General features: G+C 68.5%; 20 protein-coding genes. 10 read left to right on the top strand and 10 right to left on the bottom strand.

Annotation, left to right across the window (positions count from 1 at the left end; all coding sequences use genetic code 11):
- Window positions 1-49: 49 nt before the first annotated feature.
- Entirely contained in the window at window positions 50-1,204 is a 1,155-nt protein-coding gene (locus tag ACOYR3_RS22180) for an aminoglycoside phosphotransferase family protein (protein ID WP_422844458.1), read from the bottom strand.
- 121 nt (window positions 1,205-1,325) lie between these two features.
- Here ACOYR3_RS22180 and ACOYR3_RS22175 point away from each other — a divergent pair, with 121 nt between their 5' ends.
- The 3 genes from ACOYR3_RS22175 to rsmA all read left to right on the top strand — a co-directional run bounded on the left by ACOYR3_RS22175 (window position 1,326) and on the right by rsmA (window position 6,056).
- Window positions 1,326-3,761 carry an LPS-assembly protein LptD gene (locus tag ACOYR3_RS22175; protein ID WP_422844457.1) on the top strand — a complete coding sequence of 812 codons (2,436 nt, stop codon included), beginning with the start codon at window positions 1,326-1,328 and terminating at the stop codon, window positions 3,759-3,761.
- Window positions 3,762-3,772: 11 nt separating this feature from the next.
- Complete coding sequence (locus tag ACOYR3_RS22170) at window positions 3,773-5,197, top strand: peptidylprolyl isomerase (protein WP_422844456.1); 1,425 nt, start codon at window positions 3,773-3,775, stop codon at window positions 5,195-5,197.
- A gap of 97 nt (window positions 5,198-5,294) precedes the next feature.
- Window positions 5,295-6,056, top strand: coding sequence for a 16S rRNA (adenine(1518)-N(6)/adenine(1519)-N(6))-dimethyltransferase RsmA (gene rsmA / locus ACOYR3_RS22165; RefSeq protein WP_422844455.1), 762 nt, complete (start codon window positions 5,295-5,297; stop codon window positions 6,054-6,056).
- A 483-nt stretch (window positions 6,057-6,539) separates the two neighbouring features.
- Here rsmA and ACOYR3_RS22160 read toward each other — a convergent pair whose 3' ends face one another.
- The 7 genes from ACOYR3_RS22160 to ACOYR3_RS22130 all read right to left on the bottom strand — a co-directional run bounded on the left by ACOYR3_RS22160 (window position 6,540) and on the right by ACOYR3_RS22130 (window position 15,025).
- Window positions 6,540-6,965: a barstar family protein gene (locus tag ACOYR3_RS22160; RefSeq protein WP_063461487.1), complete on the bottom strand. Its 426-nt coding sequence runs from the start codon at window positions 6,963-6,965 to the stop codon at window positions 6,540-6,542.
- A gap of 146 nt (window positions 6,966-7,111) precedes the next feature.
- On the bottom strand, window positions 7,112-7,519 hold the full coding sequence (locus ACOYR3_RS22155; RefSeq protein WP_422844454.1) for a ribonuclease domain-containing protein: 408 nt from the start codon (window positions 7,517-7,519) through the stop codon (window positions 7,112-7,114).
- 154 nt (window positions 7,520-7,673) lie between these two features.
- On the bottom strand, window positions 7,674-9,989 hold the full coding sequence (locus tag ACOYR3_RS22150; RefSeq protein ID WP_422844453.1) for an NADP-dependent malic enzyme: 2,316 nt from the start codon (window positions 9,987-9,989) through the stop codon (window positions 7,674-7,676).
- A gap of 197 nt (window positions 9,990-10,186) precedes the next feature.
- Window positions 10,187-11,287, bottom strand: a complete 1,101-nt coding sequence (locus ACOYR3_RS22145; RefSeq protein WP_422844452.1) for a diguanylate cyclase — start codon at window positions 11,285-11,287, stop codon at window positions 10,187-10,189.
- A 139-nt stretch (window positions 11,288-11,426) separates the two neighbouring features.
- A complete protein-coding gene (locus ACOYR3_RS22140) occupies window positions 11,427-12,944 on the bottom strand; it encodes a CoA-acylating methylmalonate-semialdehyde dehydrogenase (RefSeq protein WP_422844451.1) in 1,518 nt (505 codons plus the stop codon).
- A 74-nt stretch (window positions 12,945-13,018) separates the two neighbouring features.
- Entirely contained in the window at window positions 13,019-13,642 is a 624-nt protein-coding gene (locus tag ACOYR3_RS22135; RefSeq protein ID WP_422844450.1) for a DJ-1/PfpI family protein, read from the bottom strand.
- Between the two features lie 21 nt (window positions 13,643-13,663).
- Window positions 13,664-15,025, bottom strand: a complete 1,362-nt coding sequence (locus ACOYR3_RS22130) for an aspartate aminotransferase family protein (protein ID WP_422844449.1) — start codon at window positions 15,023-15,025, stop codon at window positions 13,664-13,666.
- A gap of 246 nt (window positions 15,026-15,271) precedes the next feature.
- Here ACOYR3_RS22130 and ACOYR3_RS22125 point away from each other — a divergent pair, with 246 nt between their 5' ends.
- Together ACOYR3_RS22125 and ACOYR3_RS22120 are read left to right on the top strand one after the other, a co-directional pair.
- A complete protein-coding gene (locus ACOYR3_RS22125; protein WP_422844448.1) occupies window positions 15,272-17,155 on the top strand; it encodes a sensor histidine kinase in 1,884 nt (627 codons plus the stop codon).
- Window positions 17,152-17,787 carry a response regulator transcription factor gene (locus ACOYR3_RS22120; RefSeq protein WP_422844447.1) on the top strand — a complete coding sequence of 212 codons (636 nt, stop codon included), beginning with the start codon at window positions 17,152-17,154 and terminating at the stop codon, window positions 17,785-17,787. Before ACOYR3_RS22125 ends, ACOYR3_RS22120 begins: the two co-directional genes overlap by 4 nt.
- Before the next feature lie 35 nt (window positions 17,788-17,822).
- On the opposite strand, the gene ACOYR3_RS22115 is transcribed toward ACOYR3_RS22120, so the two are convergent.
- Window positions 17,823-19,967 (bottom strand): c-type cytochrome, encoded by a 2,145-nt coding sequence (locus ACOYR3_RS22115; protein WP_422846641.1) that lies wholly within the window; start codon window positions 19,965-19,967, stop codon window positions 17,823-17,825.
- 335 nt (window positions 19,968-20,302) lie between these two features.
- Here ACOYR3_RS22115 and ACOYR3_RS22110 point away from each other — a divergent pair, with 335 nt between their 5' ends.
- Both ACOYR3_RS22110 and ACOYR3_RS22105 read left to right on the top strand, forming a co-directional pair.
- The gene (locus ACOYR3_RS22110) at window positions 20,303-21,238 is read left to right on the top strand and encodes a LysR family transcriptional regulator (RefSeq protein WP_422844446.1); all 936 of its coding nucleotides are present in this window, start codon (window positions 20,303-20,305) and stop codon (window positions 21,236-21,238) included.
- A 72-nt stretch (window positions 21,239-21,310) separates the two neighbouring features.
- Window positions 21,311-21,616, top strand: a complete 306-nt coding sequence (locus ACOYR3_RS22105; protein WP_422844445.1) for a flagellar basal body protein — start codon at window positions 21,311-21,313, stop codon at window positions 21,614-21,616.
- 205 nt (window positions 21,617-21,821) lie between these two features.
- On the opposite strand, the gene ACOYR3_RS22100 is transcribed toward ACOYR3_RS22105, so the two are convergent.
- Entirely contained in the window at window positions 21,822-22,073 is a 252-nt protein-coding gene (locus tag ACOYR3_RS22100) for a DUF2061 domain-containing protein (RefSeq protein WP_422846640.1), read from the bottom strand.
- 300 nt (window positions 22,074-22,373) lie between these two features.
- Between ACOYR3_RS22100 and ACOYR3_RS22095 the strand changes: the two genes are divergently transcribed.
- The 3 genes from ACOYR3_RS22095 to ACOYR3_RS22085 all read left to right on the top strand — a co-directional run bounded on the left by ACOYR3_RS22095 (window position 22,374) and on the right by ACOYR3_RS22085 (window position 25,335).
- Complete coding sequence (locus ACOYR3_RS22095; protein ID WP_422844444.1) at window positions 22,374-23,414, top strand: SPFH domain-containing protein; 1,041 nt, start codon at window positions 22,374-22,376, stop codon at window positions 23,412-23,414.
- Between the two features lie 115 nt (window positions 23,415-23,529).
- Window positions 23,530-25,041, top strand: a complete 1,512-nt coding sequence (locus ACOYR3_RS22090) for a DUF4178 domain-containing protein (RefSeq protein WP_422844443.1) — start codon at window positions 23,530-23,532, stop codon at window positions 25,039-25,041.
- 72 nt (window positions 25,042-25,113) lie between these two features.
- Window positions 25,114-25,335 carry a DUF350 domain-containing protein gene (locus tag ACOYR3_RS22085; protein WP_422844442.1) on the top strand — a complete coding sequence of 74 codons (222 nt, stop codon included), beginning with the start codon at window positions 25,114-25,116 and terminating at the stop codon, window positions 25,333-25,335.
- Window positions 25,336-25,611: the final 276 nt, after the last annotated feature.

Genomic DNA, 25,611 nt, shown 5'->3' with positions numbered 1-25,611 from the left:
GATAAGCGCCAGAGCCGTTTTTGCTTGAATTTTCTGAGCCGTGGCCAGGCTACATGCGGCCATAGGCAAAGCCGGTGACGGGCTCGGTGCCTTCGATCTGGTCGAGCATCTTCAGCAGCGGGCCCAGCTGGCGGTAGCGGTTGGCGGTGGCCCGGATGTAGGCCAGGAAGCGCGGGGCGTCGGCCAGGTACTTGGGCTTGCCGTCGCGCAGCGTGAGCCGCGCGAAGATGCCCGCGACCTTGAGGTGGCGCTGCAGCCCCATCCATTCCACCGCGCGGTAGAACTCGCCGAAGTCGTCGCCCCAGCCGCTGGCGCTGCGCGCGCCCAGCAGGCCGGCCTTGCGGGCCTTTTCCCAGTAACGGACGGTAATGTCGATGACGAACTCTTCTTCCCAGCTGATGAAGGCGTCGCGCAGCAGGCTGGCAATGTCGTAGGTGATGGGGCCCTGGACGGCGTCCTGGAAGTCCAGCACGCCCAGCGGCGCGCCGTCCTGCACGGGCACCATCAGGTTGCGGGTCATGAAGTCGCGGTGGACGAACACGCTGGGCGCGGCCAGGTTGTGGGCCACGATGGTGTCGAACGCGCCCTGCAGGGTGGCCTGCTGCCGCTCGTCCAGCGCCACGGCCCGGTGGCGGCCCAGGTACCAGTCGGGGAACAGGGCCAGCTCGCGGCGCAGCAGCGCCTCGTCGTACGCGGGCAGCACGCCGGGCCGGGAGGCCTTTTGCCAGTCGAGCAGCACGTCGGTGGCCTGCACGTACCAGGGGTAGGCGGCTGCGGGCTGCGCCGGGTCCAGCCGCTCGATCACCGTCTGGCGCCCCAGGTCGGACAGCAGCATGAACCCGCCGGCCTCGTCCCAGGCCAGGATCTGCGGCACATTCAGGCCCGCGCCGGCCATGAGCGCCTGCACCTGCACGAAGGGGCGGCAGTTCTCCTTGTCCGGCGGGGCGTCCATCACGACCAGGCTGGCGCCTGTGGCGGTGTCCAGGCGCAGGTAGCGCCGGAAGCTGGCATCGGCCGAGGCCGGGCGCAGCGTGGCGGGCAGCAGCTGCTGCGGCCCCACCAGCGGCGCGAGCCAGGCATGGAACGCGGCCTCGCGGGCCGGGTCGGGCCAGGCCACGGAGGCGGCGGGTGCCGTGTCCCGGGAAGTGTCCCGGGCCGGATCCGAGGGCGGGCGGGCGGTAGAAGGTGCTAAGGGGTGGCTCATGGATAATCCGATTTTACAAACCCGCTCCCCGGCTCCCTTGGGGTGGACGGGGCCGTTCCTGTTCCTTGTTCCACCCTCTGCCCAGCCACCGTCCCACGTGCCACGCCGCAAGCCATCCCCCGTGAAGACTTCCGCCCCACGGCGCGGGCCCGCCCCGGCCCCGCGCGGATTGTCGCGCCCCCCCGTGCCCCGCGCCCTGGCCTATGGCGTCGCCCTGGCCTGGTGCGGGCTGCCGTGGTCCGCACTGGCGCAGCCCGGCAGCGCAACGCCCGGCAGCGCAACGCCCGGCAGCGGCTGGGACGCGCCGCCCGCGCTGCGCAGCTCGCCGCTGCTGCAGGAAAAGATTCCCGACGCCGTGCGCTCCCAGCTGCCGGTGTTCGTGAAAGGCGACCACATCAGCGGCCAGACCGACCTGAACGCGGTGATCGAGGGCAATGCCGAACTGCGCCGCGGCGACACCGTGATCCGCGCCGACCGGCTGGACTACGACGTGCCCGAAGACCTGGCCAAGGCCCGCGGCCAGGTGCGCATCAACCGCGCAGGCAACGTGTACGAGGGCACGGCCCTGGAGCTGCGGGTGGATGCCTTCGAGGGCTTCTTCAGCGACGCGCGCTACAAGTTCCTGGCCACCCAGGCCCATGGCGACGCCACGCGCGTGGATTTCATCGACCGCGACCGGGCCGTGGTGCACGACGCCACCTACACCACCTGCCAGCGCGGCGACGAGGCCAGCTGGCAGCCCGACTGGGTGCTGCGCGCCGCCAAGATCCGCATCGACAACGAGGAAGAGGTGGGCACGGCCGAGGATGCCGTGCTGGAGTTCAAGGGCGTGTCGCTGCTGCCCATTCCTTACATCACCTTCCCGCTGTCGGAAAAGCGCAAGTCGGGCTTCCTGCCGCCCACCATCGGCCTGGACAGCCGCGACGGGGTGGCCTACATGCAGCCCTACTACTGGAACATCGCGCCCAACCGCGACGCCACGCTGCGCACCGCCCTCATGACCAAGCGCGGCGCCAGCCTGGGCGGCGAGTTCCGCTACCTGGAGCCCACCTACAGCGGCCAGCTCAGCACCGACGTGATGCCCGCCGACCGGCTGCGCGACCGCATGCGCTGGAGCTTCTCCGGCCAGCACCAGGGCACCTTCGACACGCCCGTGGGCGGGCTGGGCATGAGCCTCAACCTCAACCGGGTGAGCGACGACAACTACTGGCGCGACTTCGGCCGCGCCTCCGAGCCGCTGCGCCAGCGCCTGCTGCCGGGCGATGCCAACCTGTCCTGGGCGCAGAACGACATGACGGTCCGCATGCGCACGCTCAAGTGGCAGACGCTGCAGGACCCGACATCGCCCATCGTGCCGCCGTACGACCGGCTGCCCCAGCTGCAGTGGCGCTATGCGCCGTCGCAGCTCGGCGGCGGGCTGGACGCCAGCGTGGAGCTGGACGCCACCCGCTTCCAGGCGGCGCGCGAGCTCACGGGCCAGCCCAACGCCAACCGCAGCTACGCCGTGGCGCAGATCAGCCGGCCGTTCCTGTCGCCCGGCGGCTTCATCACGCCGCGCCTGCAGCTGCACGCCACGCAGTACCAGTTTGACGCCGCCGTGTCCAACGGGCAGCGCTCGGCCAGCCGCACGCTGCCCACCTTCAGCCTGGACAGCGGGCTGGTGTTCGAGCGCGACGCGGCCTACTTCGGCCGCGCCTTCCTGCAGACGCTGGAGCCGCGCGCGTTCTACACCTACACGCCCTACCGCGACCAGAGCATGCTGCCGGTGTACGACACGGCCGCCAATGACTTCAACTTCGCAACCATCTACACCGAGAACGCCTTCGGCGGCAACGACCGCATCGCGGACAACAACCTGCTCACCCTGGGCGTGACCACGCGGCTGCTGGACCCGGGCACCGGCGCCGAGGCCGCGCGCTTCGGCATCGCCCAGCGCGTGCGTTTCTCCGACCAGAAGGTCACGCTGCCGGGCGGCACCCCGGTGAGCGAGCGGCTGTCGGACCTGCTGCTGGGCGCGGGCATCACCTGGGCGCCGCAGTGGGGGTTTGACTCCACCGTGCAGTACAACCCCAAGACCGGCCGCTCCATCCGCTCCACCATCGGCGCGCGCTACAGCCCCGGCAACTACCGTACCGTGAGCGCCGCCTACCGCCTGCAGCGCGGCACCAGCGAGCAGATCGACATCGGCTGGCAGTGGCCGCTCAACGACCTGTGGGGCGACAAGGGCCAGGACCTCGGCCCCGGCCGCGGCCAGGGGCCCGGCCGCTGGTACACCGTCGGCCGCCTGAACTACAGCCTGCAGGACCGCAAGCTGGTGGACACCGTGGTGGGCGTGGAATACGACAGCTGCTGCTGGATCGGCCGCGTGGTGCTCGAGCGCCTGCAAAACAGCGTCAGCACGTCCAACACCCGCCTGCTGTTCCAGATCGAATTCGTGGGCTTCTCGCGCCTGAGCCTGGGTTCCAGCCCGCTGGACACCTTCCGCCAGCACGTGCCCCGCTACCAGAACCTGCGCGATCAGGTCACCCCTCCCAGCCGTTTCAGCAACTACGACTAATGCCCAACGCCATGAATCACCGAGTCATCGCAGTCGCCCTTGCCACCCTGGCGTCCCTGCTGTCGCAGGGCGCGCTGGCCCAGGGGCTGCGCCCCTCGGGCGTCCCGTCGGGCAAGGGCCTCTCGGCACGCCCCGGCCCCGCGACGTCCATCACCCTGCCGCCCGCAGACGCGGTGCCGGCCGGCGGCGGCAGCGGCTCGGCGCCCCGGCAGGCCGATTTCATCGTGGCCGTCGTCAATTCCGAGCCGGTGACCAACAACGAGGTGCGTGCGCGCCTGGCTCGTGCCGAGGTGCAACTGGCGCGGCAGGGCGGCCCGATGCCGTCGCGGGACGCGCTGGCCCGCGAGGTGCTGGAGCGGCTCATCCTGGAGCGCGTGCAGCTGCAGCAGGCCCGCGAGGCCGGCATCAAGGTGGATGACTTCTCCATCGGGCAGGCCGAGCAGGGCGTGGCCCGCCAGAACGGCATGACCGTGGACGAGCTGTACCGCCGCCTCGGCCGCGAGGGCATGACCCGCGACCGCTTCCGCGACGACCTGCGCAACCAGCTGACGCTGCAGCGCCTGCGCGAACGCGAGGTGGAGGCCCGGGTAAAGGTGTCCGACCTGGACATCGACCAGTACCTGCGCGAGCAGCAGCAGGGCGCCGATGCGGCGGCCACCGAGATCAACCTGGGCCACGTGCTGGTGCTGGTGCCCGAGAACGCGAGCCCCGCGCAAGTGGCCGAGCGCCAGGCGCGCGCCCAGCAGGCGGCCGACAAGATCCGCGCCGGCGAAGACTTCGCCGCCGTGGCGCGGGAGTATTCGGACGCGCCCGAAGGCCAGCGCGGCGGCGGGCTGCTGGGCCTGCGGCCCGCGGACCGCTATCCCGAGCTGTTCGTGAACTCCACCCAGGGCTTGCCCATCGGCAGCATCGTGGGGCCCGTGCGGTCGCCCGCGGGGTTTCACGTGCTGAAGGTGGTGGAGCGCGTGACGGCGGGCATGCCGACCACCGTGGTGCAAAACCACGCCCGCCACATCCTGCTGCGCACCGGTCCGCAACTGTCCGAAAGCGCCGCCGCCGCACGGCTGGCGAACTACCGCCGCCGCGTGCAGTCCGGCCAGGCCGACTTTGCCGCGCTGGCGCGCGAGCATTCGCAGGACGGCAGCGCCAAGGAAGGCGGCGACCTGGGCTGGGCCAGCCCCGGCCGCTATGTGCCGGAGTTCGAGCAGGCCCTGGAAGCCCTCAAGCCGGGCGACATCAGCGAGCCGATCGTCTCCCGCTTTGGCGTGCACCTGATCCAGCTGCTGGAGCGCCGCGAAGCCAAGCTCACGCAGCGTGAGCAGCGCGACATGGTGCGCGACATGGTGCGCGAGAAAAAGCTGGACGAGGCCTATGCCACCTGGGCCCAGGAACTGCGCGGGCGCGCGTACGTCGAGTACCGCGAGCCGCCGCAATGAGGATGGCAGCGTACATGCCCCTGCGGTCTGGAGGGCGCCCCGTGCCTGGCGTGCGGGCCGCAGCGTGGCCTGTTGAAAACACCAGTGAGCCCAAGGCGTGAAACACATTCCCCGCAAACGCTTCGGCCAGCATTTCCTGTCCGACCACGGCATCATCGACGGGATCGTGCGGACCATCGCGCCCCAGCCGGGCCAGCCCATGGTCGAGATCGGCCCCGGCCTGGCGGCGCTGACCCAGCCGCTGGTCGAACGCCTGGGCCGGCTCACGGTGATCGAGCTGGACCGCGACCTGGCCGCGCGGCTGCGCGAGCATCCGCAGCTGGACGTGATCGAGTCCGATGTGCTGAAGGTGGACTTCGCCCAGGTGGCGCAGCGCCTGGGCGCGCCCCGGATCCGCGTCGTGGGCAACCTGCCCTACAACATCTCCACGCCCATCCTCTTCCATCTGCTGGACCATGTGCAGGTGATCGAAGACCAGCACTTCATGCTGCAAAAAGAGGTCATCGACCGCATGGTGGCCTCCCCCGCCACGGGCGACTACGGGCGGCTGTCGGTGATGCTGCAGTGGCGCTACGCCATGGAAAACGTACTGTTCGTGCCGCCGGAGAGCTTCGACCCGCCCCCGCGCGTGGACAGCGCAGTGGTGCGCATGGTGCCGCACGCCGAGCCCGCGCCTTTGTCGGTGCCTGTGCTCGAAGAGCTGGTGCAGGTGGCCTTCAGCCAGCGCCGCAAGCTGCTGCGCCATACGCTGGGCCGCTGGCTGGAAGCGCGCCAGTTCGCTGGCACCTTCGACACCCAGCGCCGCGCCGAGGAAGTGCCCGTGCAGGAGTACGTGGCGCTGGCGCAGGCATGCTCTTGAATTGATAGCTGCTAGCGCTTGCTGGATAAGCGCTGGAGCCTGTTTTGATGGTGATGGTGCGCGGAGAATGTCGGGTTGCGCTTCGCTCACCCGACCTGCGGCGCTGTGATGGCATGGCCTCGCGTTTGCAGCCTCGGCGCCTCATTTCGCCGCTACCGGAGCAACTGGCACGGCCCAGGCGAGGGACACCGCGCAAGGGCCGCCCCGCCGCGCGGGTGTCGTCCCCCTTCCCGAATTGCGAAGCAATTCGAGAGAAAGGGGAAGGCGCAAAGCGCCTCAGGGGGACGTTCCGATTTCAGGCTGCGCTCAGCCAATACCCCGAGTTGAAGGGGCTGCTCATGCGCAGCGCCATCGGGGACACGTCGACCAGTTTGTCCGTGGGCATCTTCTCGGCCGGCTCGCCGCCAATTTCGATACCTTCAACGGCCTGGGTTCCGGTAGCCTCGTTCGCCCGTTCTGCTTGGCTGGTGGATGCAGAACGGGCTACAGAAAAGAATAGAAGCACCGGAAGGGAATCTTGCGGTCGCCCCAGTAGTCGGCGGCGTCGCGGAAGATGTCGAGCAGCTGCTCCCGGGCTTCCTTGTCGAACTTGGCGGTGGCCGGGATCTGCTCCAGCACCACAATGAAGCCGGGCTGCGGGCCCGATTTGTGCAAGGGGTCCGTCATGCAGTCGTACAGCGCATCAAAGTTCTTGCCGAAGTGCGACGGAAAGGTGAACTGCGCGGCGATCAGGTCCAGCACGTCCTGCTTGGATTGCGCGTGGGCCAGGTTGGCATACAGGAAGTGGTGGCCCATGGACGTGGCGGCATCCTGCAAGTCTTGCACGCGGAAGGCACGAATGGACTGCACGATGTTGGTGCGTACGCCACGCAGTGGCGTCTCCAGGTCTTTACGAAGTGGCGTCTGCATCTCCGCTACTCTTTCTTTATAAAGTCCACAAACTTCTGGCACTTCGCTAGGCTGCGCGGGGCAGCTTGCGGGTGGGGGATTCGGTTCAAAAACGGGTGCACCAACCGCCGCCAGGGTATCGCCGGCCTGCGGACTGCGCAACGGGGTCACTCAACGATCTCGCGAAAACTGGCGTAGTGATCGCCGGTGTAGTAGCAAGCATCCGGCGTCCGGGGCTTGCCGCCACACACGATGCGCCGGGCTCCCCGGTTGCGCGATCCTGGCGTTCTGACGGTGTACTCGCGGTAGTAGCCCCGCTTGTGTACGGGCAAGAGCCGCTCGCGATTGCCAAAAACTGTTCCATCCTTTTCATAGGGAAAAGGTCCTCCCTCACGGATCAGCGCATAGGTTTCGCGGCCCTCTCGGGGCAGCTCGGCCAGTGCAATGGGGGATATGGAGCCGTCGGGGGACGGAGAGTTCCGGGCATGCCCCGCCACCGGGGACAGCACGAATGCAACACCCAGAGCGCACAAAACAGCGGCTTTGCGGGCCTGGATGGCTACAGCCTTCAGCATCAACGAACCTTTCAGAAACTACGGGTTAACCCGAAATTTCAAGGCGTTAGTGTCGCTCAACGGCCCCCAAAAAGCAAGCGTCTGCCCAAAGATTAGGCAGACGCTGAAGGGGGAAAAGGTTGTTAAAAGTTAGCGCTTGCTACTTGAAAGAACCTTACCGTGCTGCGTTCGCGTCGGCCACCGTCAGGGCGGTCATGTTGACGATGCGGCGCACGGTGGTGCTGGCTGTCAGGATATGGACCGGCTGCGCGGCGCCCAGCAGCACCGGGCCGATGGCGATGTTGCCGCCGGCGGCGGTCTTGAGCAGGTTGTAGGAGATGTTGGCCGCGTCGATGTTGGGCAGCACCAGCAGGTTGGCATCGCCGATCAGGTCGCTGTGCGGCATGAGCGCCGCGCGCGCGGCGCCGTCCAGGGCCACGTCGCCGTGCATCTCGCCGTCCACTTCCAGCCAGGGGGCCTGCACGCGCAGCAGCTCGAGGGTCTGGCGCATCTTGACGGCGCTGGGCTGGTTGCTGGAGCCGAAGTTGGAATGCGACAGCAGCGCCGCCTTGGGCTTGATGCCGAAGCGCATCATTTCCTCGGCGGCCATGACGGTGATCTCGGCCAGCTGCTCGGCGGTGGGGTCGTAGTTGACGTGCGTGTCCACCAGGAAGACCTGGCGGTCGGGCAGCAGCAGGCCGTTCATGGCGGCGTAGGTGTTGACGCCGGCGCGCTTGCCGATGACCTGGTCGATGTAGTTCAGGTGCAGGGCGGTGTGGCCCCAGGTGCCGACGATCAGGCCGTCGACCTCGCCCTTGTGCAGCAGCATCGAGCCGATCAGCGCCAGGCGGCGGCGCATCTCGATCTTGGCGATCGACACCGTCACGCCCTTGCGCTCGGTCATGCGGTGGTAGGTCTGCCAGAAGTCGCGGTAGCGGTGGTCGTTCTCGACATTGACGATGTCGTAGTCGCGCCCTTCCTGCAGGCGCAGGCCGAACTTCTCGATGCGCTGGGCGATGATGGCGGGCCGGCCGATCAGCGTGGGACGGGCGATCTTCTCGTCCACCACGATCTGCGCGGCGCGCAGCACGCGCTCTTCCTCGCCTTCGGCATAGGCCACGCGCTTCTTGGCGGCGGTCTTGGCCGCCGTGAAGATCGGCTTCATGGTGGTGCCGGAGGCGTACACGAAGGTCTGCAGGTGGTCGCGGTAGGCGTCCATGTCGGCGATGGGGCGCAGCGCCACGCCGCTGTCGGCCGCCGCCTTGGCCACGGCGGGGGCGATCATCATCATCAGCCGCGGGTCGAACGGCTTGGGGATGAGGTATTCGGGGCCGAACGCCAGGGGCTCGCCCACGTAGGCAGCGGCCACGACCTCGCTTTGCTCCGCCTGGGCCAGCTCGGCAATGGCGTGCACGGCGGCGATTTCCATCTCCAGGGTGATGGTGGTGGCGCCGCTGTCCAGCGCGCCGCGGAAGATGTACGGGAAGCACAGGACATTGTTGACCTGGTTCGGGTAGTCCGAGCGGCCCGTGGCCATGATGGCGTCGTCCCGCACGGCCTTGACGTCTTCGGGGGTGATCTCGGGGTTGGGATTGGCCAGGGCGAAGATCAGCGGCCGCGTGGCCATCTTGCGCACCATGTCCTGCTTGAGCACGCCGCCGGCCGACAGTCCCAGGAACACGTCCGCGTCCTCGATCACCTCGCCGAGCGTGCGGGCGTCGGTCTTTTGCGCGAAGACGATCTTGTCCTCGTCCATGAGCTCGGTGCGGCCTTCGTACACCACCCCGGCCAGGTCGGTTACCCAGACGTTCTCACGCCGGATGCCCAGCTTGACCAGCAGATTCAGGCACGCTAGCGCCGCAGCCCCGGCGCCGGAGGTGACGAGCTTGACGTCCTCAGGCTTTTTGCCCGCGACCTTCAGGCCGTTCAGGATGGCCGCCCCGACGGTGATGGCCGTGCCATGCTGGTCGTCGTGGAAGACCGGGATCTTCATGCGCTCGCGCAGCTTGCGCTCGATGTAGAAGCAGTCCGGCGCCTTGATGTCTTCCAGGTTGATGCCGCCGAACGTGGGCTCCAGGCTGGCGATGATCTCCACCAGCTTCTCGGGGTCCTTCTCGTTGATCTCGATGTCGAACACGTCGATGCCCGAGAACTTCTTGAACAGCACCGCCTTGCCTTCCATGACGGGCTTGCCGGCCAGCGGGCCGATGTCGCCCAGGCCCAGCACGGCCGTGCCGTTGGTCACCACGCCCACCAGGTTGGCCCGGCTGGTGTACTTGAAGGCTGCGTTCGGGTCCTTGACGATCTCTTCGCACGGGGCGGCGACCCCGGGCGAGTAGGCCAGCGCCAGATCGTGCTGGTTGACCATCTGCTTGGTGGCGGCAATGGCGATCTTGCCGGGCTTGGGAAACTCGTGGTACTCGAGAGCGGCACGGCGCAGCAGGGCGCGCTTGTCGGGGTTGTTGTTCTGGGCCGTGGTGTTCTCGGGCATGCAGTGTCTCCAGCGCAATCTGAAAGGGTGAAGAAGCCGGCGACCGCCGCCCGGCGGGCCGCACGTTGTCAGCTTTGTAAGGGTCTGCGATTGTAGGGGGTCGTTCGTAAAAACCCTAGTAAGCGGATCTGCGTACCGCCGTCCGGCAGCCTTCGCGCCAGCGGTTCATCGGCTGCAGCCCGCCCGGCGGCGGGCCGCTACGCGCCGGCCGCGGCGGGGGTGCGCACCTGGTTGCGGCCGGTGTCCTTGGCGCTGTACAGCGCCCGGTCGGCGCAGGCCAGCAGGGCATCGGCCTGCGCCGCGTGCTCCGGATAGCACGCCACGCCGCAGGACAGCGTGGCCCGCACCTCGGCTCCGCCCGCCGCCACCCGCAGCGCGGCGAAGTCTTCGCGCAGCCGCTGCGCGCGCTGCACGGCCTGCGCCCCGGTGGCGCCCTCCAGCAGCAGCACGAACTCTTCGCCGCCGATGCGGCAGGCCACGTCGCTGGGGCGGGCGTGGCGCAGCAGCAGCTGCGCCGTTGCCTGCAGCACGGCGTCGCCGGCGGCATGCCCGTGCGTGTCGTTGATCTGCTTGAAATGGTCGATGTCGATGAGCAGCAGGGCCAGGGGCGCGCCGCCGGCCCGGCCCCGGGCCAGCACGGCACCGAGCTGGCGGCGGTTGAACAGGCCGGTCAGCGGGTCGCGCAGGGCCTGCTCGCGCAACTGCGCCTGCAGCGAACGGATCTCCTCGAACTGCTCGCGCAGCTGCAGGTGCGCCTCGTGCTGCGCCATGGCGCGGCGAAACCCGTCGCTGGCGAACGCGAACAGGTACAGCGCCATGGACAGCATGCACAGCACGGACGTGCGCAGATCGGTCTCGGGCCGCCACGACAGCGGCGCAAACAGGGCCGCCAGCGCCGTGCCGGCCGCCAGGCCCGCCAGCAGGCGCCAGCCGCCGCGCGGTCCGTGGAACACCACCATGTTCAGGCACCCGGCCGCGCACAGGGTGAAGGCGATCCACAGCGGAAACCCCAGCGCTGCCGACCAGAAGCCGAACAGCACGATATCCGCGTCCATGTTGTACTTTTCACAGCGCAGCGGATCGGCCGCCCGCGCGGCAAAGGCGTAGGCGGCCTGCGGAAAGACCAGGTAGTTCAGCGCCAGCAGGCCCCAGGTCCACGCGGGCGCCCCGATGGCCAGCAGGTGCGAGCCCACGGCCAGCAGGAGCAGGGGATAAAAGACGGTGCGGTTGCGCCGGTTCATGCGCACCGCCCAGTGCACAGCGGGGCGCGGCGGCAGCGTTTCGGCAGGCAGGTTCATGGTCGGACGGCGGGATCCGGGCCACTGTAACAGGCTGTGAACCGCTGCCCCGCCCGCTGCAGACGCCCTGGCGCGCCCTCGCACCAGGGGCGGTCACCGGGCGCGCCACGGCCGGCGCCGGCCGCGCCGTGCGGCCGCGTCAGCGGCTGCTGGGGAAGCTGAACACCGCGCCTTCGCGCACGCCGGCGCTGGGCCAGCGCTGGGTGATGGTCTTGCGCTTGGTGTAGAAGCGCACGGCGTCAGGACCGTAGGCATGCAGGTCGCCGAACAGGCTGCGCTTCCAGCCGCCGAACGAGTGGTAGGCCACGGGCACGGGCAGGGGCACGTTCACGCCCACCATGCCGACCTGGATGTGGTCGGTGAAGTAGCGGGCGGCCTCGCCGTCGCGGGTGAAGATGCAGGTGCCGTTGCCGTATTCGTGGTCGTTGATGAGCTGCATGGCTTCCTGCAGCGTCTTCACGCGCACCACGCCCAGCACGGGGCCGAAAATCTCTTCCTGGTAGATCTTCATGCCGGGCTTGACGTTGTCGAACAGGCAGGCGCCCAGGAAGTAGCCTTCCTCATGGCCTGCCACCTTCACGCCGCGGCCGTCCACCACCAGCGTGGCGCCTTCGGCCACACCGCTGTCCACGTAGGCCTTCACTTTCTCGAAGTGCGGCTTGGTCACCAGCGGGCCCATGTCGTTGCTGTTGTCGGTGCCGGGGCCCACCCTCATCTTGGCGATTTCGGTCTTCAGGCCCGCGATCACGGCATCACCCACTGCGTCGCCCACGGCGACCAGCAGCGGGATGGCCATGCAGCGCTCGCCGCACGATCCGTAGGCCGCGCCCATCAGGGCGCTCACGGCGTTGTCCACATCGGCGTCGGGCATGAGCACGGCGTGGTTCTTGGCACCGCCCAGGGCTTGCACGCGCTTGCCGTGCTTGCAGCCTTCGGCGTAGATGTATTCGGCAATGGGGGTGGAGCCCACGAAGCTCACGGCCTTGACGCGCGGGTCTTGCAGCAGCGTGTCCACGGCCAGCTTGTCGCCGTTGACCACGTTCAGCACGCCGGGCGGCAGGCCGGCTTCCAGCGCGAGCTGGGCCACGAACAGGGTGGACGAAGGGTCGCGCTCGGACGGCTTGAGCACGAACGTGTTGCCGCAGGCCACGGCCATGGGCCACATCCACAGCGGCACCATGGCCGGGAAGTTGAACGGCGTGATGCCGGCGGTGACGCCCAGTGCCTGGAATTCGCTCCAGCTGTCGATGCCCGGGCCCACGTTGCGGCTGTGCTCGCCCTTGAGCAGCTCGGGCGCGTAGCTGGCGTACTCCACGTTCTCGATGCCGCGCTGCAGCTCGCCGTGCGCGTCGGCCAGCACCTTGCCGTGCTCGGCGGTGATCAGTGCGGCGATCTTGTCGGAGTTTTCTTCGAGCAGCACCTTGAGCTTGCTCATCACCCGCGCACGCTTGAGCGGCGGGGTGTTGCGCCAGGCGGGGAAGGCGGCTTCGGCCGACGCGATGGCGGCCTCCACCGTGGCCTTGCTGGCCAGGGCCACGCTGGTGGTCGATTGGCCGGTGGCGGGGTTGAACACCGGCTGCGTGCGCTCAGCGTCGGCAACGAGCTTGCCGTCGATCAGGTGGCCGACGGTGGTGGTGACGTTCTTGTCGTGGTTCATGGTGATTTCAAGCAAAAAGTGCCGCCAGCGCTTATCCATCAAGCGCAAGCAGCTATTAAAACAGGAGTATTCCGCTAGGCGGCCTGCGCCTCCAGCGTGGGCAGCACATGGGCCAGCGCACGGTCGATGAAGGCCTGCTTCTCGCCCACCGGGGCAAAGTAGTGCAGTACCTCGCGCGCGGTGTCCACGCCCTTCAGGCGGGCCAGCAGCCACGCCACCAGGTACTGCGACGCCAGGCACCCGCCCGCGGTGGCCACATTGCCACGGGCCGCAAAGGCGCGCGGCACCACGTCCACGCCGGACTCCACCACCCAGGGCTTGCTGGTCAGGTCCGTGCAGGCGGGCGTGCCGCTGAGCAGGCCCAGGCGGCTGAGCAGGAAGGTGCCCGAGCACTGCGCGGCCAGCAACTGGCGTTCAGGGTTGAGTGCACGCAGCTGCTCCATCAGCGCCGGGGTGTTCGCCACCTCGCGGGTCTTCATGCCGCTGCCGATCAGCACCGCGTCGGCATCGGCCAGCCGGTCCAGCCCTTCGTGCGCGTCGATGGTGAGCCCGTTCATGGACGTCACGCGCGGCGTGGGGCTGGCAATGCGCACCTGCCAGTCCGTGTCGCCCAGCAGGGCGATGCGGCCCAGCATGCCAAACGCGACCAGCGAATCCAGGTCGTTGAAGGCGTCGAAGGTCAGGATGGCAATGCGCATGGCTTGGCTGCGTGTGCCGGCTTACGCCGTCTCGTGCAGGGCGTCGCCCAGGGCGCTGACCAGGCGGTCGATCTCGGCCTCCGTGCTGATGAAGGGGGGCGCGAGCTGGATGGTGTCGCCACCGTAGCGCACGTAAAAGCCCTTGTCCCAGCACTTCATGGCGATCTCGTAGGGGCGCTTGGCCGGCTCGCCGGGCACGGCGGCGATGGTGATGCCGGCGGCCAGGCCGTAGTTGCGGATGTCGGCCACATGCTTGGCGCCTTTGAGGCCGTGCACGGCGTTCTCGAAGTACGGCGCCAGCGCCTTTACGCGGCCGGGCATGTCTTCCTTTTGCAGGATGTCGAGCACCGCGTTGCCGGCGGCGCAGGCCACGGGGTGGGCCGAGTAGGTGTAGCCGTGGGTGAACTCCAGCATGTACTCGGGGCCGCCGGCCGCCATGAAGGTGTCGTAGATCTCCTTGGTGGCGATCACGCCGCCCAGCGGCTGGGCGCCGTTGGTGACCTGCTTGGCAAAGTTCAGGATGTCGGGCGTCACGCCAAAGGCTTCGGACCCCGTCCAGGCGCCGCAGCGGCCAAAGCCCGTGATCACTTCATCAAAAATCAGCAGGATGTTGTTCTGCGTGCAGATCTCGCGGATGCGCTCCAGGTAGCCCTTGGGCGGGATCACCACGCCGGCCGAGCCCGAGAAGGGCTCCACGATCACGGCGGCGATGTTGGAGGCGTCGTGCAGGGCGATCACGTCCAGCAGCCTGTCGGCCAGCGCGCGGCCATCGGTGTCGGGCATGCCTTTGTAGAACGAGCCTGCGGGCGGCTGGGTGTGGGGAATGTGGTCGGCCTCGATGCCCTGGCCGAAGGTCTTGCGGTTGCCCACGATGCCGCCCACGGAGATGCCCCCGTAGTTCACGCCGTGGTAGCCCTTTTCGCGGCCGATCAGCCGCGTCTTGCTGGCCTGGCCCTTGGTGCGCCAGTAGGCGCGCGCCATCTTGAGCGAGGTATCGGCCGACTCGGAGCCCGAGCCGGTGAAGAACACGTAATCGAGGCCCGCGGGCGTCAGTTCCTTGAGCTTGTTGGCCAGCGCGAACGAGGCCGGGTGGCCGAACTGGAACGCCGGTGCGTAGTCCAGCGTGGCGGCCGCCTTGCCGATCGCCTCGGCCACTTCCTTGCGGCCATGGCCCAGGCCCGAGCACCACAGGCCCGAGAGGCCGTCAAAAATCTTGCGCCCTTCGGCGTCGGTGTAATAGGCGCCCTGGCCGCTCACGATCATGCGCGGCTTGGCCTTGAAGTTGCGGTTGCCGGTGAAGGGCATCCAGTGGGCGTCGAGCCAGGCGGCGTCGGTGCGCACCGCGGCGCCAGCTGCGGGGGTGTCGATGGGGGCAAAGCTCATGGGAGTTCTCCGGTACAGATTGCGGCCCCAGCCGGGCCACGGAGCGCCATTGTTGCGTCGGTTGCCAATTGCTCAAATGGAGCAATATCAATGTTCACTTGCTGCTTTATGCAAGTATTGGCAGGCCTTTCGGCACACCGCCGGTGCGCAAGATGCTATCGAAATAATAGCTGTCAGCGCTTTGCAGGAAAGCGCCAGGGCTGGTTTCTTTGAAAACCCGGGCACGGCCGTGTTTACAATTTGTGCATGCCCAGGCCCGCCCCCTTCCCATGCGCCCGCGCAGCCCGGCGCTGGCTGGCGGCGGCCTGCCTGCTGGTGGCCCCGCTGGCCGGGGCGGGCCCCGTCCCTGCGGCGGCCCCGCCCCGCATCGACATCGGCGTGCTCGCCGTGCTCGACGGCGAGGAAACCGAGCGCCTGTGGCAGCCCCTGGCCGACGGGCTGGCGCACGCCCTGCCGGGGTACCGGGTGCACCTGCAGGTGTATGACCCGGCGGCGCTGGACGCCGCGCTGGCGCAGGGCGCCCTGCATTTCGTGGTGACCAACCCGGGCCACTACGTGCGGCTGGAGGCGCGCCACGGCGCCACGCGCATTGCCACGCGCACCACCGCCGAGAGCGACGATCCCGCGCACGCCGTGGGCTCGGCCGTGGTCGTGCGCGCGGGCACCCCCGTGCCCGCCACGCTGGCGGGCCTGCGGGGGGGGCGCGTGGCGGCGGTGGCCGAAGATGCCTTTGGCGGCTACCAGCTGGTGGCGCACGAATGGCTGCAGACCGGCCTGGACGCCGAGGCAGGCGCGGTGCAGCGGGTGTTCACCGGCTTTCCGATGCAGCGTGTGGCCGACGCGGTGCTGCAGGGCCAGGCCGACGCAGGCATTCTGCGCACCTGCCTGCTGGAGCAGCTGGAGCGCACCGGCCGCGTGGCCCCCGGCGCGCTGGTGGTGGTGGGCGCGCGCGCCGATGCGCCGGCCGCCTGCCGGTCGTCCACGCCGCTGTACCCCGGCTGGGCCTTTGCCGCACTGGCCAGCACGCCGCCCGAGCTGGCCCGCACCGTGCTGCTGGCCCTGCTGACCCAGCCTGCCGATGCCCACGGCGGCCGCTGGTCGGTGCCCGCGGACTACCAGCGCGTGCACGACGTGCTGCGCGGGCTGCAGGTGGAGCCCTACGCATTCCTGCGCGAGACGCGCCCGCAGGCGCTGCTAGGCCGCTACTGGTATTGGCCCGCCGGCATGGTGGCCTTGCTGATGCTGGGCGCGGCCTACATGCTGCGGGTGGAAGTGCTGGTCAAGCGGCGCACGGCCGAACTCTCGCGCAGCCTGCGCGAGCGCGAACGCCTGGCGCAGCAGATTGCGCAGGGCCAGGAGGCCATGGACCACCTTTCGCGCCTGTCCATTCTGGGCGAGCTGTCGGCCACGCTGGCGCACGAGCTCAGCCACCCGCTGGCCACCATCGCCAACTACGCCGCCAGCGTGCAGCGGCGCGCCACGCGGGGCAATCTCACGCCCGAGGCGCTGGCGCTGGCGTTGCAGGACATCGGGCAGGAGACGGAGCGCGCCACGCGGGTCATCGAAGGCATCCGCGCGCTGGCGCGCAAGCGCGTGCCGGTGCGCTCGCTCAACGACCCCGTCGCATTGGCGAACGAGGCGGTGGCCTTGTTTGGCGGCCTGCTGGGCCAGGCACCGCCCATCCGTGTGGAGTGCGCGCAGGACAGCGCGGGCCTGCGCGTGCCGGGCGATCCGCAGCAGATCCAGCAGGTGCTGCTCAACCTGCTGAAAAATGCGCTGGACGCCCACCGCGCCGCCGGCCGGGCAGACGCCCCCATCACCATCGCCATCACGCGCGAGGGCGACCGCCTGGCCCTGGCCGTGCAAGACCAGGGCGCGCCCTTGAGCGAGGCCGAGCGCGCCCGGCTGTTCGAACCCTTCTACACCACCCGCCCTGACGGGCTGGGCCTGGGCCTCGCCATCTGCCGCGGCATTGCCGAAACGCATGGCGGCGCGCTGCAGGCCCGCCCGGCCGGCCCGGCGGGCAGCCCGGGCATGGTGTTTGAACTGCTGCTTCCGCTGGCCCCGGCCCCGGCTACGGCTACGACTACGGCATCTGTGCACCCGCCTTCCCAGGACCTTGCGCCATGACTGCACCCCTTCCGGTCGTCCATGTGGTGGACGACGACCCCGTCTTCTTGCGGTCCACCCTGTTCATGGTGGAAGGCCTGGGCTTTGCGCCCGTAGGCTACGCGCAGGCGCAGGATTTCCTGGATGCCGACCCGGCGCCCGCGCCGCAAGGCTGCTGCCTGCTGCTGGACATCCGCATGCCGCGCATCAGCGGCCTGGAACTGCAGCGGCGCCTGTCCACGCTGGGGCGCGCCTTTCCCATCGTGTTCATGACCGGCCACGGGGACATCGACCAAGCCGTGCAGGCCATGCGCGCCGGGGCCATCGACTTCCTGCAAAAGCCCTTCCGTGAACAGGCGCTGCAGGACGCGCTGAACCACGCCGTGCGCGTGAACCTGGCCGCCCAGCGCGAACAGGGGCTGCGCGCCGCCGCGCAGGAGCTGCTGGGGCGGCTGTCGCCGCGCGAGCGGGACGTGGCGCGCCTGCTGGCCCTGGGCCTGAGCAACAAGGAAGTGGCGCGGCAGCTGAGCATCAGCGACCACACCGTGCATGTGCACCGCCAGCGCATCACCGAAAAGACCGGCAGCGGCCACGCCGCCGACCTGGCCCGCCTGATCCTGCGGGCCGACCCCGAGAGCCTGGAGGGCGGCTGATCCGGCAGCCCCGCGGGCCGCCGAGGGGCGGCGCCTCAGTACCGGGCGTCCGCCGGCTTCTTGTCCTTGGGCCAGTCCTTCACCTTGGCGGCAAAGTCCGGCCGGGGCTGGTGGCTGAAGTACTCGGCCACATCCACGGCTTCCTGGTCCGTCAGGCCGCCCTGGCCCAGCGGGAACTTGTTGTGCATCGCGATGGGCATGTTGCGCTTGACGAAGGCGGCGGCCGTGTAGGTGCGGGCCATGCCGGCGCCGATGTTGAAGGACTCGTCGCCCCACAGCGGCGGGTACACCCACTGGCCCTTGGCGTTCTTGACGCCCTCGCCATCGGCGCCGTGGCACAGCGCGCACTGGGCCTGGTAGATCTTCTTGCCGTTCTCGGTGTTGGGCAGGATGCTCTGGCTGACCTTGCCCACGCCCCGGCCTTCCACCTTGTCCTCGGGCTTGGTCTCGCGGCGCATCCAGTCGAACAGCGCCACCATGGCCTTGAGTTCCTCCGAGTCCAGCGGCAGCGGCTTGCCGTTCATCGAACGCAGGAAGCAGCCGTTGATGCGGTCTTCGAGCGTGATGGTGCGGCCGGCGCGCGGTGCGTAGCTGGGGAAGAAGGCGGAGATGCCGATGTAGGGCGAGCCGTCGGCCACGGTGCCGGCGTTCAGGTGGCAGCTGGCGCAGTTCAGCGCATTGCCCACGTTCTTGGGCAGCAGGTCGCGCGTTTCGATGTTCAGGCGCGCGCCGTAGACCAGTTGCTGGGCGTTGGGCTCGGCCAGCAGGGCGGCCAGGCGAGGGGTCTCGAACGGCCGCGTGTTGTCGGGCTGCGCGTGGAGCTGCTTGCGCTGGCTGGCAATCTCCCCGGCCTGGATGTCCGGCGCCGCCTTGCTGCCCCAGTTGCGGCGGGTGAAGTTCAGGATGTCGGCGATCTCCTGGTCGCCCAGCTGGGCGAAGGCGGGCATGGTCAGCGGCCGGGCGTGGCTCTGGGTCACGGGCGTCGTCCAGCCGGTCAGCATGATGTGGATGAGCGTGCTGGGGTTGTCCGCGCGCAGCGAACGGTTGCCGTCCAGCGAGGGGAAGACGTCCTTCACGCCGCCGCCGTCCGCGCGGTGGCAGTCCGCACAGAACTGCAGGTACCCCAGGCCGCCCCGGGTGGTGTACAGGTCGGCCGGCACGTTGTAGTGCGCTGCGCCGGCGGCAATGGCTTCGGTGCTGCCCAGGGCGCGCGCCGGGACCGCAATGCGCGGCGCCGGCCCCTGCGCCACCTGCATGGGCAGGTCGTCCTTGCCCGCGGGCAGCGACTTGAGGTAGGTGCCGATGGCCAGCAGGTCGGCATCGGTCATGTACTGCGTGCTGTGCTGCACCACGTCCACCATGTTCCCCGAGACCGTGCCATGGCGGTTGCGCCCGGTCTTCAGCATCTCGGCGGTTTCCTGGGGCGTCCACAGGTCCCGCAGGCTCAGCGCACGCCAGCCCTCCACCGTCTCGCCGGCCAGGAAGTAGGCGCCGTTGCGGCCCTCGCCGGTCATGGCCTTCTCCTGGAACGCCATGCCGCGCGGCGTGTGGCAGGCCCCGCAGTGGCCCAGGCCCTGCACCAGGTAGGCCCCGCGGTTCCACTCGGGCGCCTGCTGGGCGCTGGGCTGGAACGGCGTGGCGTCCAGGAACAGCCAGTTCCACAGCGACAGGCCCCACCGCTGGTTGAAGGGGAAGCCCATTTCCGACGCCTTGTTGGGCGCCTGCACCGGCGCCACGCCCTGCATCAGGTAGGCATACAGCGCCTGCATGTCGTCGGCGGTCATCTTGGCGTACGACGGGTAGGGCATGGCGGGGTACAGGTTGCGGCCGTCGGCCGCAACGCCCTTGCGCATGGCACGGTCGAACTGCTCGAAGCTGTAGCCGCCCATGCCGGTGGCCTTGTCGGGCGTGATGTTGGTGGAGTAGAGCTTGCCGAACGGCGTTTCCAGCGCGAGGCCGCCGGCCAGGGGCTGGGACTTTTCGCCGGTGTGGCAGGCGACGCAGTCACCCAGCCGGGCCACGTAGCGCCCGCGCTCGATCAGGCTGCGCTGCTGTGCCGGCAGGTCGGCCGCAGGATGGTTGGCGGGCAGGTCGTCAATGACCTGCGGCTCGGCAGCGTGCGGCGACGCCGCGCCCCCCGCTGCGCCCAGGGCCTGGCCGATGACGGGCGGCGCGGCCATGCAAAAGAGCCCCGCCAGCGCCCCCGTCAAGGCCGCGCGGCGAACGAACAGAGAAGGAAGAGGAATGCGAAGGGGGTTTTTCATGGCATGAATGTTGTTATGAAGAGAAAGGGCGCGCCTGGACCATCAGCACAGGCGGGGCCCCCACCGGCACCCGGCACGCCTGCTGTGCTGTTGAAACGATCGTAGGCAGCCGGCGGCCCCCGCATCAGTACCGTTTTGGGGGAGGGGCATAGCCTTTTCGGGCTATTGCGCGGGCGCCCGGTGCCGGGAGGGGCCGGGGCGGCTGGTAGTCTTGGGGCCTCCCTTTGCCCTGCCTGCACCGACTGCGCCCGATGCCTACCCCTTCCCCCCGCGAACGCGCCGTGCTCGGCCAGCTCAGCGACATGGACCTGCGCCTGCTGCAGGTCTTCAAGAGCGTGGCCGAATGCGGCGGCATGGCGGCCGCCGAGCTGGAGTTGAACATCGGCACCAGCACCGTGAGCCGCCACATGAAAGACCTGGAAACCCGCCTGGGCCTGACGCTGTGCCGCCGGGGCCGCGCAGGTTTTGCCCTCACGGCCGAAGGGCAGCGGGTGTACGACGAAACCTTGCGCCTGCTCAGCGCGGTCGATGCGTTTCGCAGCAGCATCGACGACATCCACCGCCGCATGGGGGGGCGCCTGGAGGTGGCCGTGTTCGACAAGACCGCCAGCAACCCGGCCGCGCACATCGGCGACGCGATCGCGCTGTTTGCGCAGCAGGCGCCCGAAGTCAGCCTGCAGATGCACGTGGCGTCGATCCCCGCCATCGAGCGCGGCCTCATCGACGGCAGCTTCCACGTGGGCATCATCCCCGCGCACCGCGCCTCGCAGAGCCTGGTGTACACGCACCTGTTCAGCGAAACCATGCTGCTGTACTGCGGCGCCCACCACCCGCTGTTCGGCCGCGACCACGGCGCCCTCACCTGGGAGGCCCTGCACGCCTACCAGTTCGCCGGCCTGGGCTACCATTCGCCCAACATGGAGCTGAGCCACAGCGCGCGTCTGCCGCGCAAGGCCACCGGCTTTGACCAGGAGTCGATCGCCACGCTGATCCTGTCGGGCCGCTACCTGGGGTTTCTGCCCGACCACTACGCCGAGAGCTTCGAGCGGCGCGGCCTGATGCAGGCCGTGCTGCCTGCGCAGTTCTTCTACCCCTGCCAGTTCGTGAGCGTGCTGCGCAAATCCCCGCAGCCACCCCGTGCGGCGCAGGCCTTTGCGCAATGCCTGGAGCAGGCGCACCGGGGGTAAGGCTTGCGCCTGCTGCGGGGTGGGCGGACAATCGGCGTTCTCGTTTCCCCATCTGAGCGGAGTCCCCCCACCATGGCCAGCATTTCCTCGATCGGCAGTTCCGGCCTGCAGGCCGCCCAGTTGCGGCTGGATGCTTCGGCCAACAACGTGGCCAACATGAACACACCGGGCTACCGCCGCGAAGTGGTGGCCCAGGAAGAAGCGCCGGGCAGCACGGGCGTGCGCGCGGGCGTGCAGCGCGAGCCCCAGGCGGACGGCGTTGCGCTGGAGGAAGAGGCGGTGGAGCAGATGTCGGCCACCTATGCGTTCAAGGCCAACCTGCAGACGATCAAGACACAGGACGCCATGATGGGCTCGCTGCTGGATGTGAAGGCCTGAGCGCCGCCGGGCGCGCACAACACAACAATGCCCCGCTTGGCGGGGCATTGTTTTTGGCGCGGCACAGGTTCAGCCCGCCGAGGCCAGCGCGGCCAGGCGCTGGACCAGCCAGCGCTGAAAGGCCAGGCCCGTGGCGGTGCGGCTGTGCAGGGGAATGGTGTACATGGCGGTCTCCTTCAGGGGATTGAACGGGAAAAGTGAACCTTCAGGCGGCCGCGGCCGCAGCGGTCGCAGGCCGGGCCCGGCGCCGCGCCGCCCGGTCCCACGCCTTTTCGTGGAAGAAGAACGCCACGGCCTGCACCGAGGGTTCCAGCAGGCTCAGGGTGAGCGAGGCCCACAGGTTGCCGGTGACGGCGTAGGCCACCATCGCGGCCACACAAATGTGGATGGCGTAGTAGCTGCCGGTCTTCAGGAGCGTGGTCTGGTTCTGGCGGACGGCTTGGCGGATGCGGGTCATGGCGTTCTCCTGGCGGTGGGCGGTCAGCCCGGCGGTGCACGGCACGGCGTTGGGCATGGAGTGAATGGTAGGCATTCTCAATAGCGAACGCCAATTGATTGCCGCTACCACGCAGATAGGCGCTATCAAGCCGGCAGGCTGCGCGACTGCTCCGCAGGGGGAGCGCACGCCCCCGCCGCCACCGGCCATGCCGCGGCGGGCGCCGCTCAGGCAGGCCCCATGCAAAGCCCCGAAAAACGGGGAGGCCGTTGCTATGATGGCCGCTCTTTCAACCCCTCATCACCACACGCGGGAGCACACATGGCCCTGATGGACTTCATCAAGAAACAGTTCATTGACATCATCCAGTGGACGGAGGAAGGCGACGGCACGCTGGCCTGGCGCTTCCCGATGGCGGGCATGGAAATCCAGAACGGCGGCACGCTGGTGGTGCGCGAGTCGCAGATGGCGGTGTTCGTGAACGAAGGCCAGGTGGCCGACGTGTTCGGCCCCGGCACCTACAAGCTCACCACGCAGACGCTGCCGGTGCTCACGTATCTGAAGAACTGGGACAAGCTCTTCGAGTCCCCGTTCAAGAGCGACGTGTACTTCTTCAGCACGCGCCAGCAGATCGACCAGAAGTGGGGCACGCCGCAGCCCATCACGATCCGCGACAAGGACTTCGGCGCCGTGCGCCTGCGCGCGTTCGGCAACTACGCCTTCCGCATTGCCGACCCCAAGCTGTTCCACACCGAGATCTCGGGCACGCGCGAGTCGTATCCGGTGGCCGACCTGGAAGGCCAGCTGCGCGGCCTGGTGCTGCAGAACATCAGCAACGCCATCGCCGGCAGCGGCCTGCCGTTCCTGGATCTGGCCGCCAACCAGGTGATGTTTGCCGACGCGCTGGCCAAGGAGCTGGCACCCGCCTTCGCCAAGATCGGCCTGCAGCTCGAAGCGATGACGGTGCAGAACGTCTCGCTGCCCGAAGAGCTGCAGAAGATCCTGGACCAGAAGATCGGCATGGGCATGGTCGGCAACGACATGGGCAAGTTCATGCAGTACCAGACGGCCCAGGCCATTCCGAAGTTTGCGGAAAACAGCAGTGGTGGCGGCGGCGTGGCGGGCGACGCCATGGGCCTGGGCGCGGGCGTGGCCCTGGGCCAGGTGCTGGCGCAGAACCTGCAGCAGGGCCTGCAGTCCCCCGTGGCCCCCGCCGCTGCGGCGGCGACTGCCCCTGTGGGCGTGAAGCCCGAGGACGTGATGGCCACGCTGGAGAAGCTGGGCGACCTCAAGGCCAAGGGCATCCTCACGCAAGAGGAGTTCGACGCCAAGAAGGCCGAGCTGCTCAAGAAGCTGGTCTGAGCAGCGCCCATCGATTGCTATCATAAAAATAGCTGCTTGCGCTTGAGGGATAAGCGCTAGAGGCCAAAAAAGGCTTCAAAACCGTCGCTGAGCGGCGCAAGCAGCAGCCCTGCCGATGGCCAACGACCCCACCCAGCGCACCTACCGCGCGCCCTGCCCTGGCTGCGGCGCGCCGGTGGAGTTCAAGAGCGCCCAATCCACCCACGCCGTCTGCGGCTACTGCCAGAGCACCGTGGTGCGCAGCGGCGACGTGCTGCAGCGCCTGGGCAAGATGGCCGAGCTGTTCGACGACCACAGCCCGCTGCAGCTCATGGCCAGCGGGCGCATCGCGCTCGACGGCAAGGACACGCCCTTCACCCTCATCGGCCGCCTGCAGTACAAGGGCGATGCCGGCGTGTGGACCGAATGGATCGCCTTTCTGGAGGACGGCAGCACCGCCATCCTGGGCGAAGACAACGGCGCCTACGTCTTCACGCGCCGCATCGACCCCGGCCGCGAGATGCCGCCGCCCGAGCGCTTTCGCATCGGCAGCACCACGGCCATCAACGGCAAGCCCTACAGCGTGGCCTACACCGGCCAGGCGCAGCTCATCTCCGCCCAGGGCGAGCTGCCCAAGCTGCCGCCGCTGGGCCAGTCGTTCGGCATGGTGGAGCTGCGCAGTGCCGACGGCGAAGTCGTCAGCATCGACTACGGCAACACGCCGCCCAGCGTGGAGCGCGGCCGCGCCGTACTGCTGGAAGACCTGCAGCTCAAGGGGCTGAAGGACGAGTCCGTCAAGGAAGAAAAAGGGCGCCAGTTCAACTGCCCGCACTGCGGCGCCCCCGTGCAGGTGCAGCTGGCCAGCACCAAGAGCATCACCTGCGGATCGTGCGCCAGCATCATCAGCCTGGACAGCGGCGTGGGCGGCGAGCTGCGCGCGGCCGAGCAGGACGAGCCGGTGCAGCCCCTCATCCCGCTGGGCAGCAAGGGCCAGCTGCAAGGCGTGCAGTGGCAGATCGTGGGCTTCCAGCACCGCATGGGCGTGGAACCGGGCGACGACGAGCACTTCGGCTGGAGCGAATACCTGCTCTACAACCAGAAGCGCGGCTTCGCCTTCCTGGTCGATTCGGAAGAAGGCTGGAGCCTGGTGCGCCCCACCACCGGCGCGCCGCAGCTGTCGCCCACCGGCCGCAGCGCCACCTACCTGGGCACCAAATACGACCTCAAGTACACCTACGAGGCCGAAACCACCTACGTGCTGGGCGAGTTCTACTGGCCCGTGACGCGCGGGCAGAAGACCAGCAACCGCGACTTCGCCAGCAGCAAGGGCCTGCTTTCGCTGGAGCAGACCCCGAACGAAATCACCTGGTCTGCCGGCGACAAGCTCACGAGCGACACCGTCGCCAAGGCCTTCAAGCTCGACGACAAGGCGGACGTTCTCAAGCGCGACGACCCGGGGCCCTTCGTGGCCAAGTCCGGCATGGGCTGCGGCACCATCATCCTGGTGGCCATCGTCATCATCATCTTGCTGATCCTGCTCAGCCGCTGCTCCAGCTGCGACCCGCGCGTGGAAAACTGCTCATCGTCCGGCTACCGCAGCTCCGGCGGCTCGTACGGCGGATACTCCTCCGGCGGCAGCCACAAGTAAGACCCCGACCCCTACTACGCCCGCGCCGCCCGCCAGCGGCTCCCGTGCAACCCATTATTTAGGAGATAGAACATGATCGGCATCGAATGGCTCAAGCCCGCAGCGTTCCTCGGTTCCATCCTGTACGCCGTGATCGGCGTCGTCATCTTCTGGCTGTGCTTTGTCATCGTCGACAAGATCACGCCGTATGACCTGTGGCGCGAAATCGTCGAAAAGCAGAACCAGGCCCTGGCCCTGGTCGTGGCCGCGATGTGCCTGGGCATCAGCATCATCGTGGCGGCGGCGATTCATTGACCAGCGAGGCCCCACCCCTGCGTGGGCCCTTGCTGTATCGAGGGCTGCCCCCAGCACGGGTCGCGCAGCCCGCTTCCATTTCCGCGATGGACACCGCCTTCAAAATCCCTTTCAGCGGCAAGCTGGCAGGGTAATCCCGGTCGTAGCGGAAGATTCATTGATCCCTCAGCTTGCACAACCGTGTGACACGAGCATGTGTATAAAAAATCGAATTTTCTATACACATGCTGGCTAACATGTATAGAAAACCAATATTTCTATACACGTCAAAGCCAG

The sequence above is a fragment of the Acidovorax sp. M2(2025) genome, assembly GCF_049330835.1.
In the GTDB taxonomy this organism is placed as follows: Bacteria; Pseudomonadota; Gammaproteobacteria; order Burkholderiales; family Burkholderiaceae_C; genus Acidovorax.
Note: the sequence above shows the minus strand (reverse complement) of the source record. Positions and strands in the feature narration are given on the sequence as shown.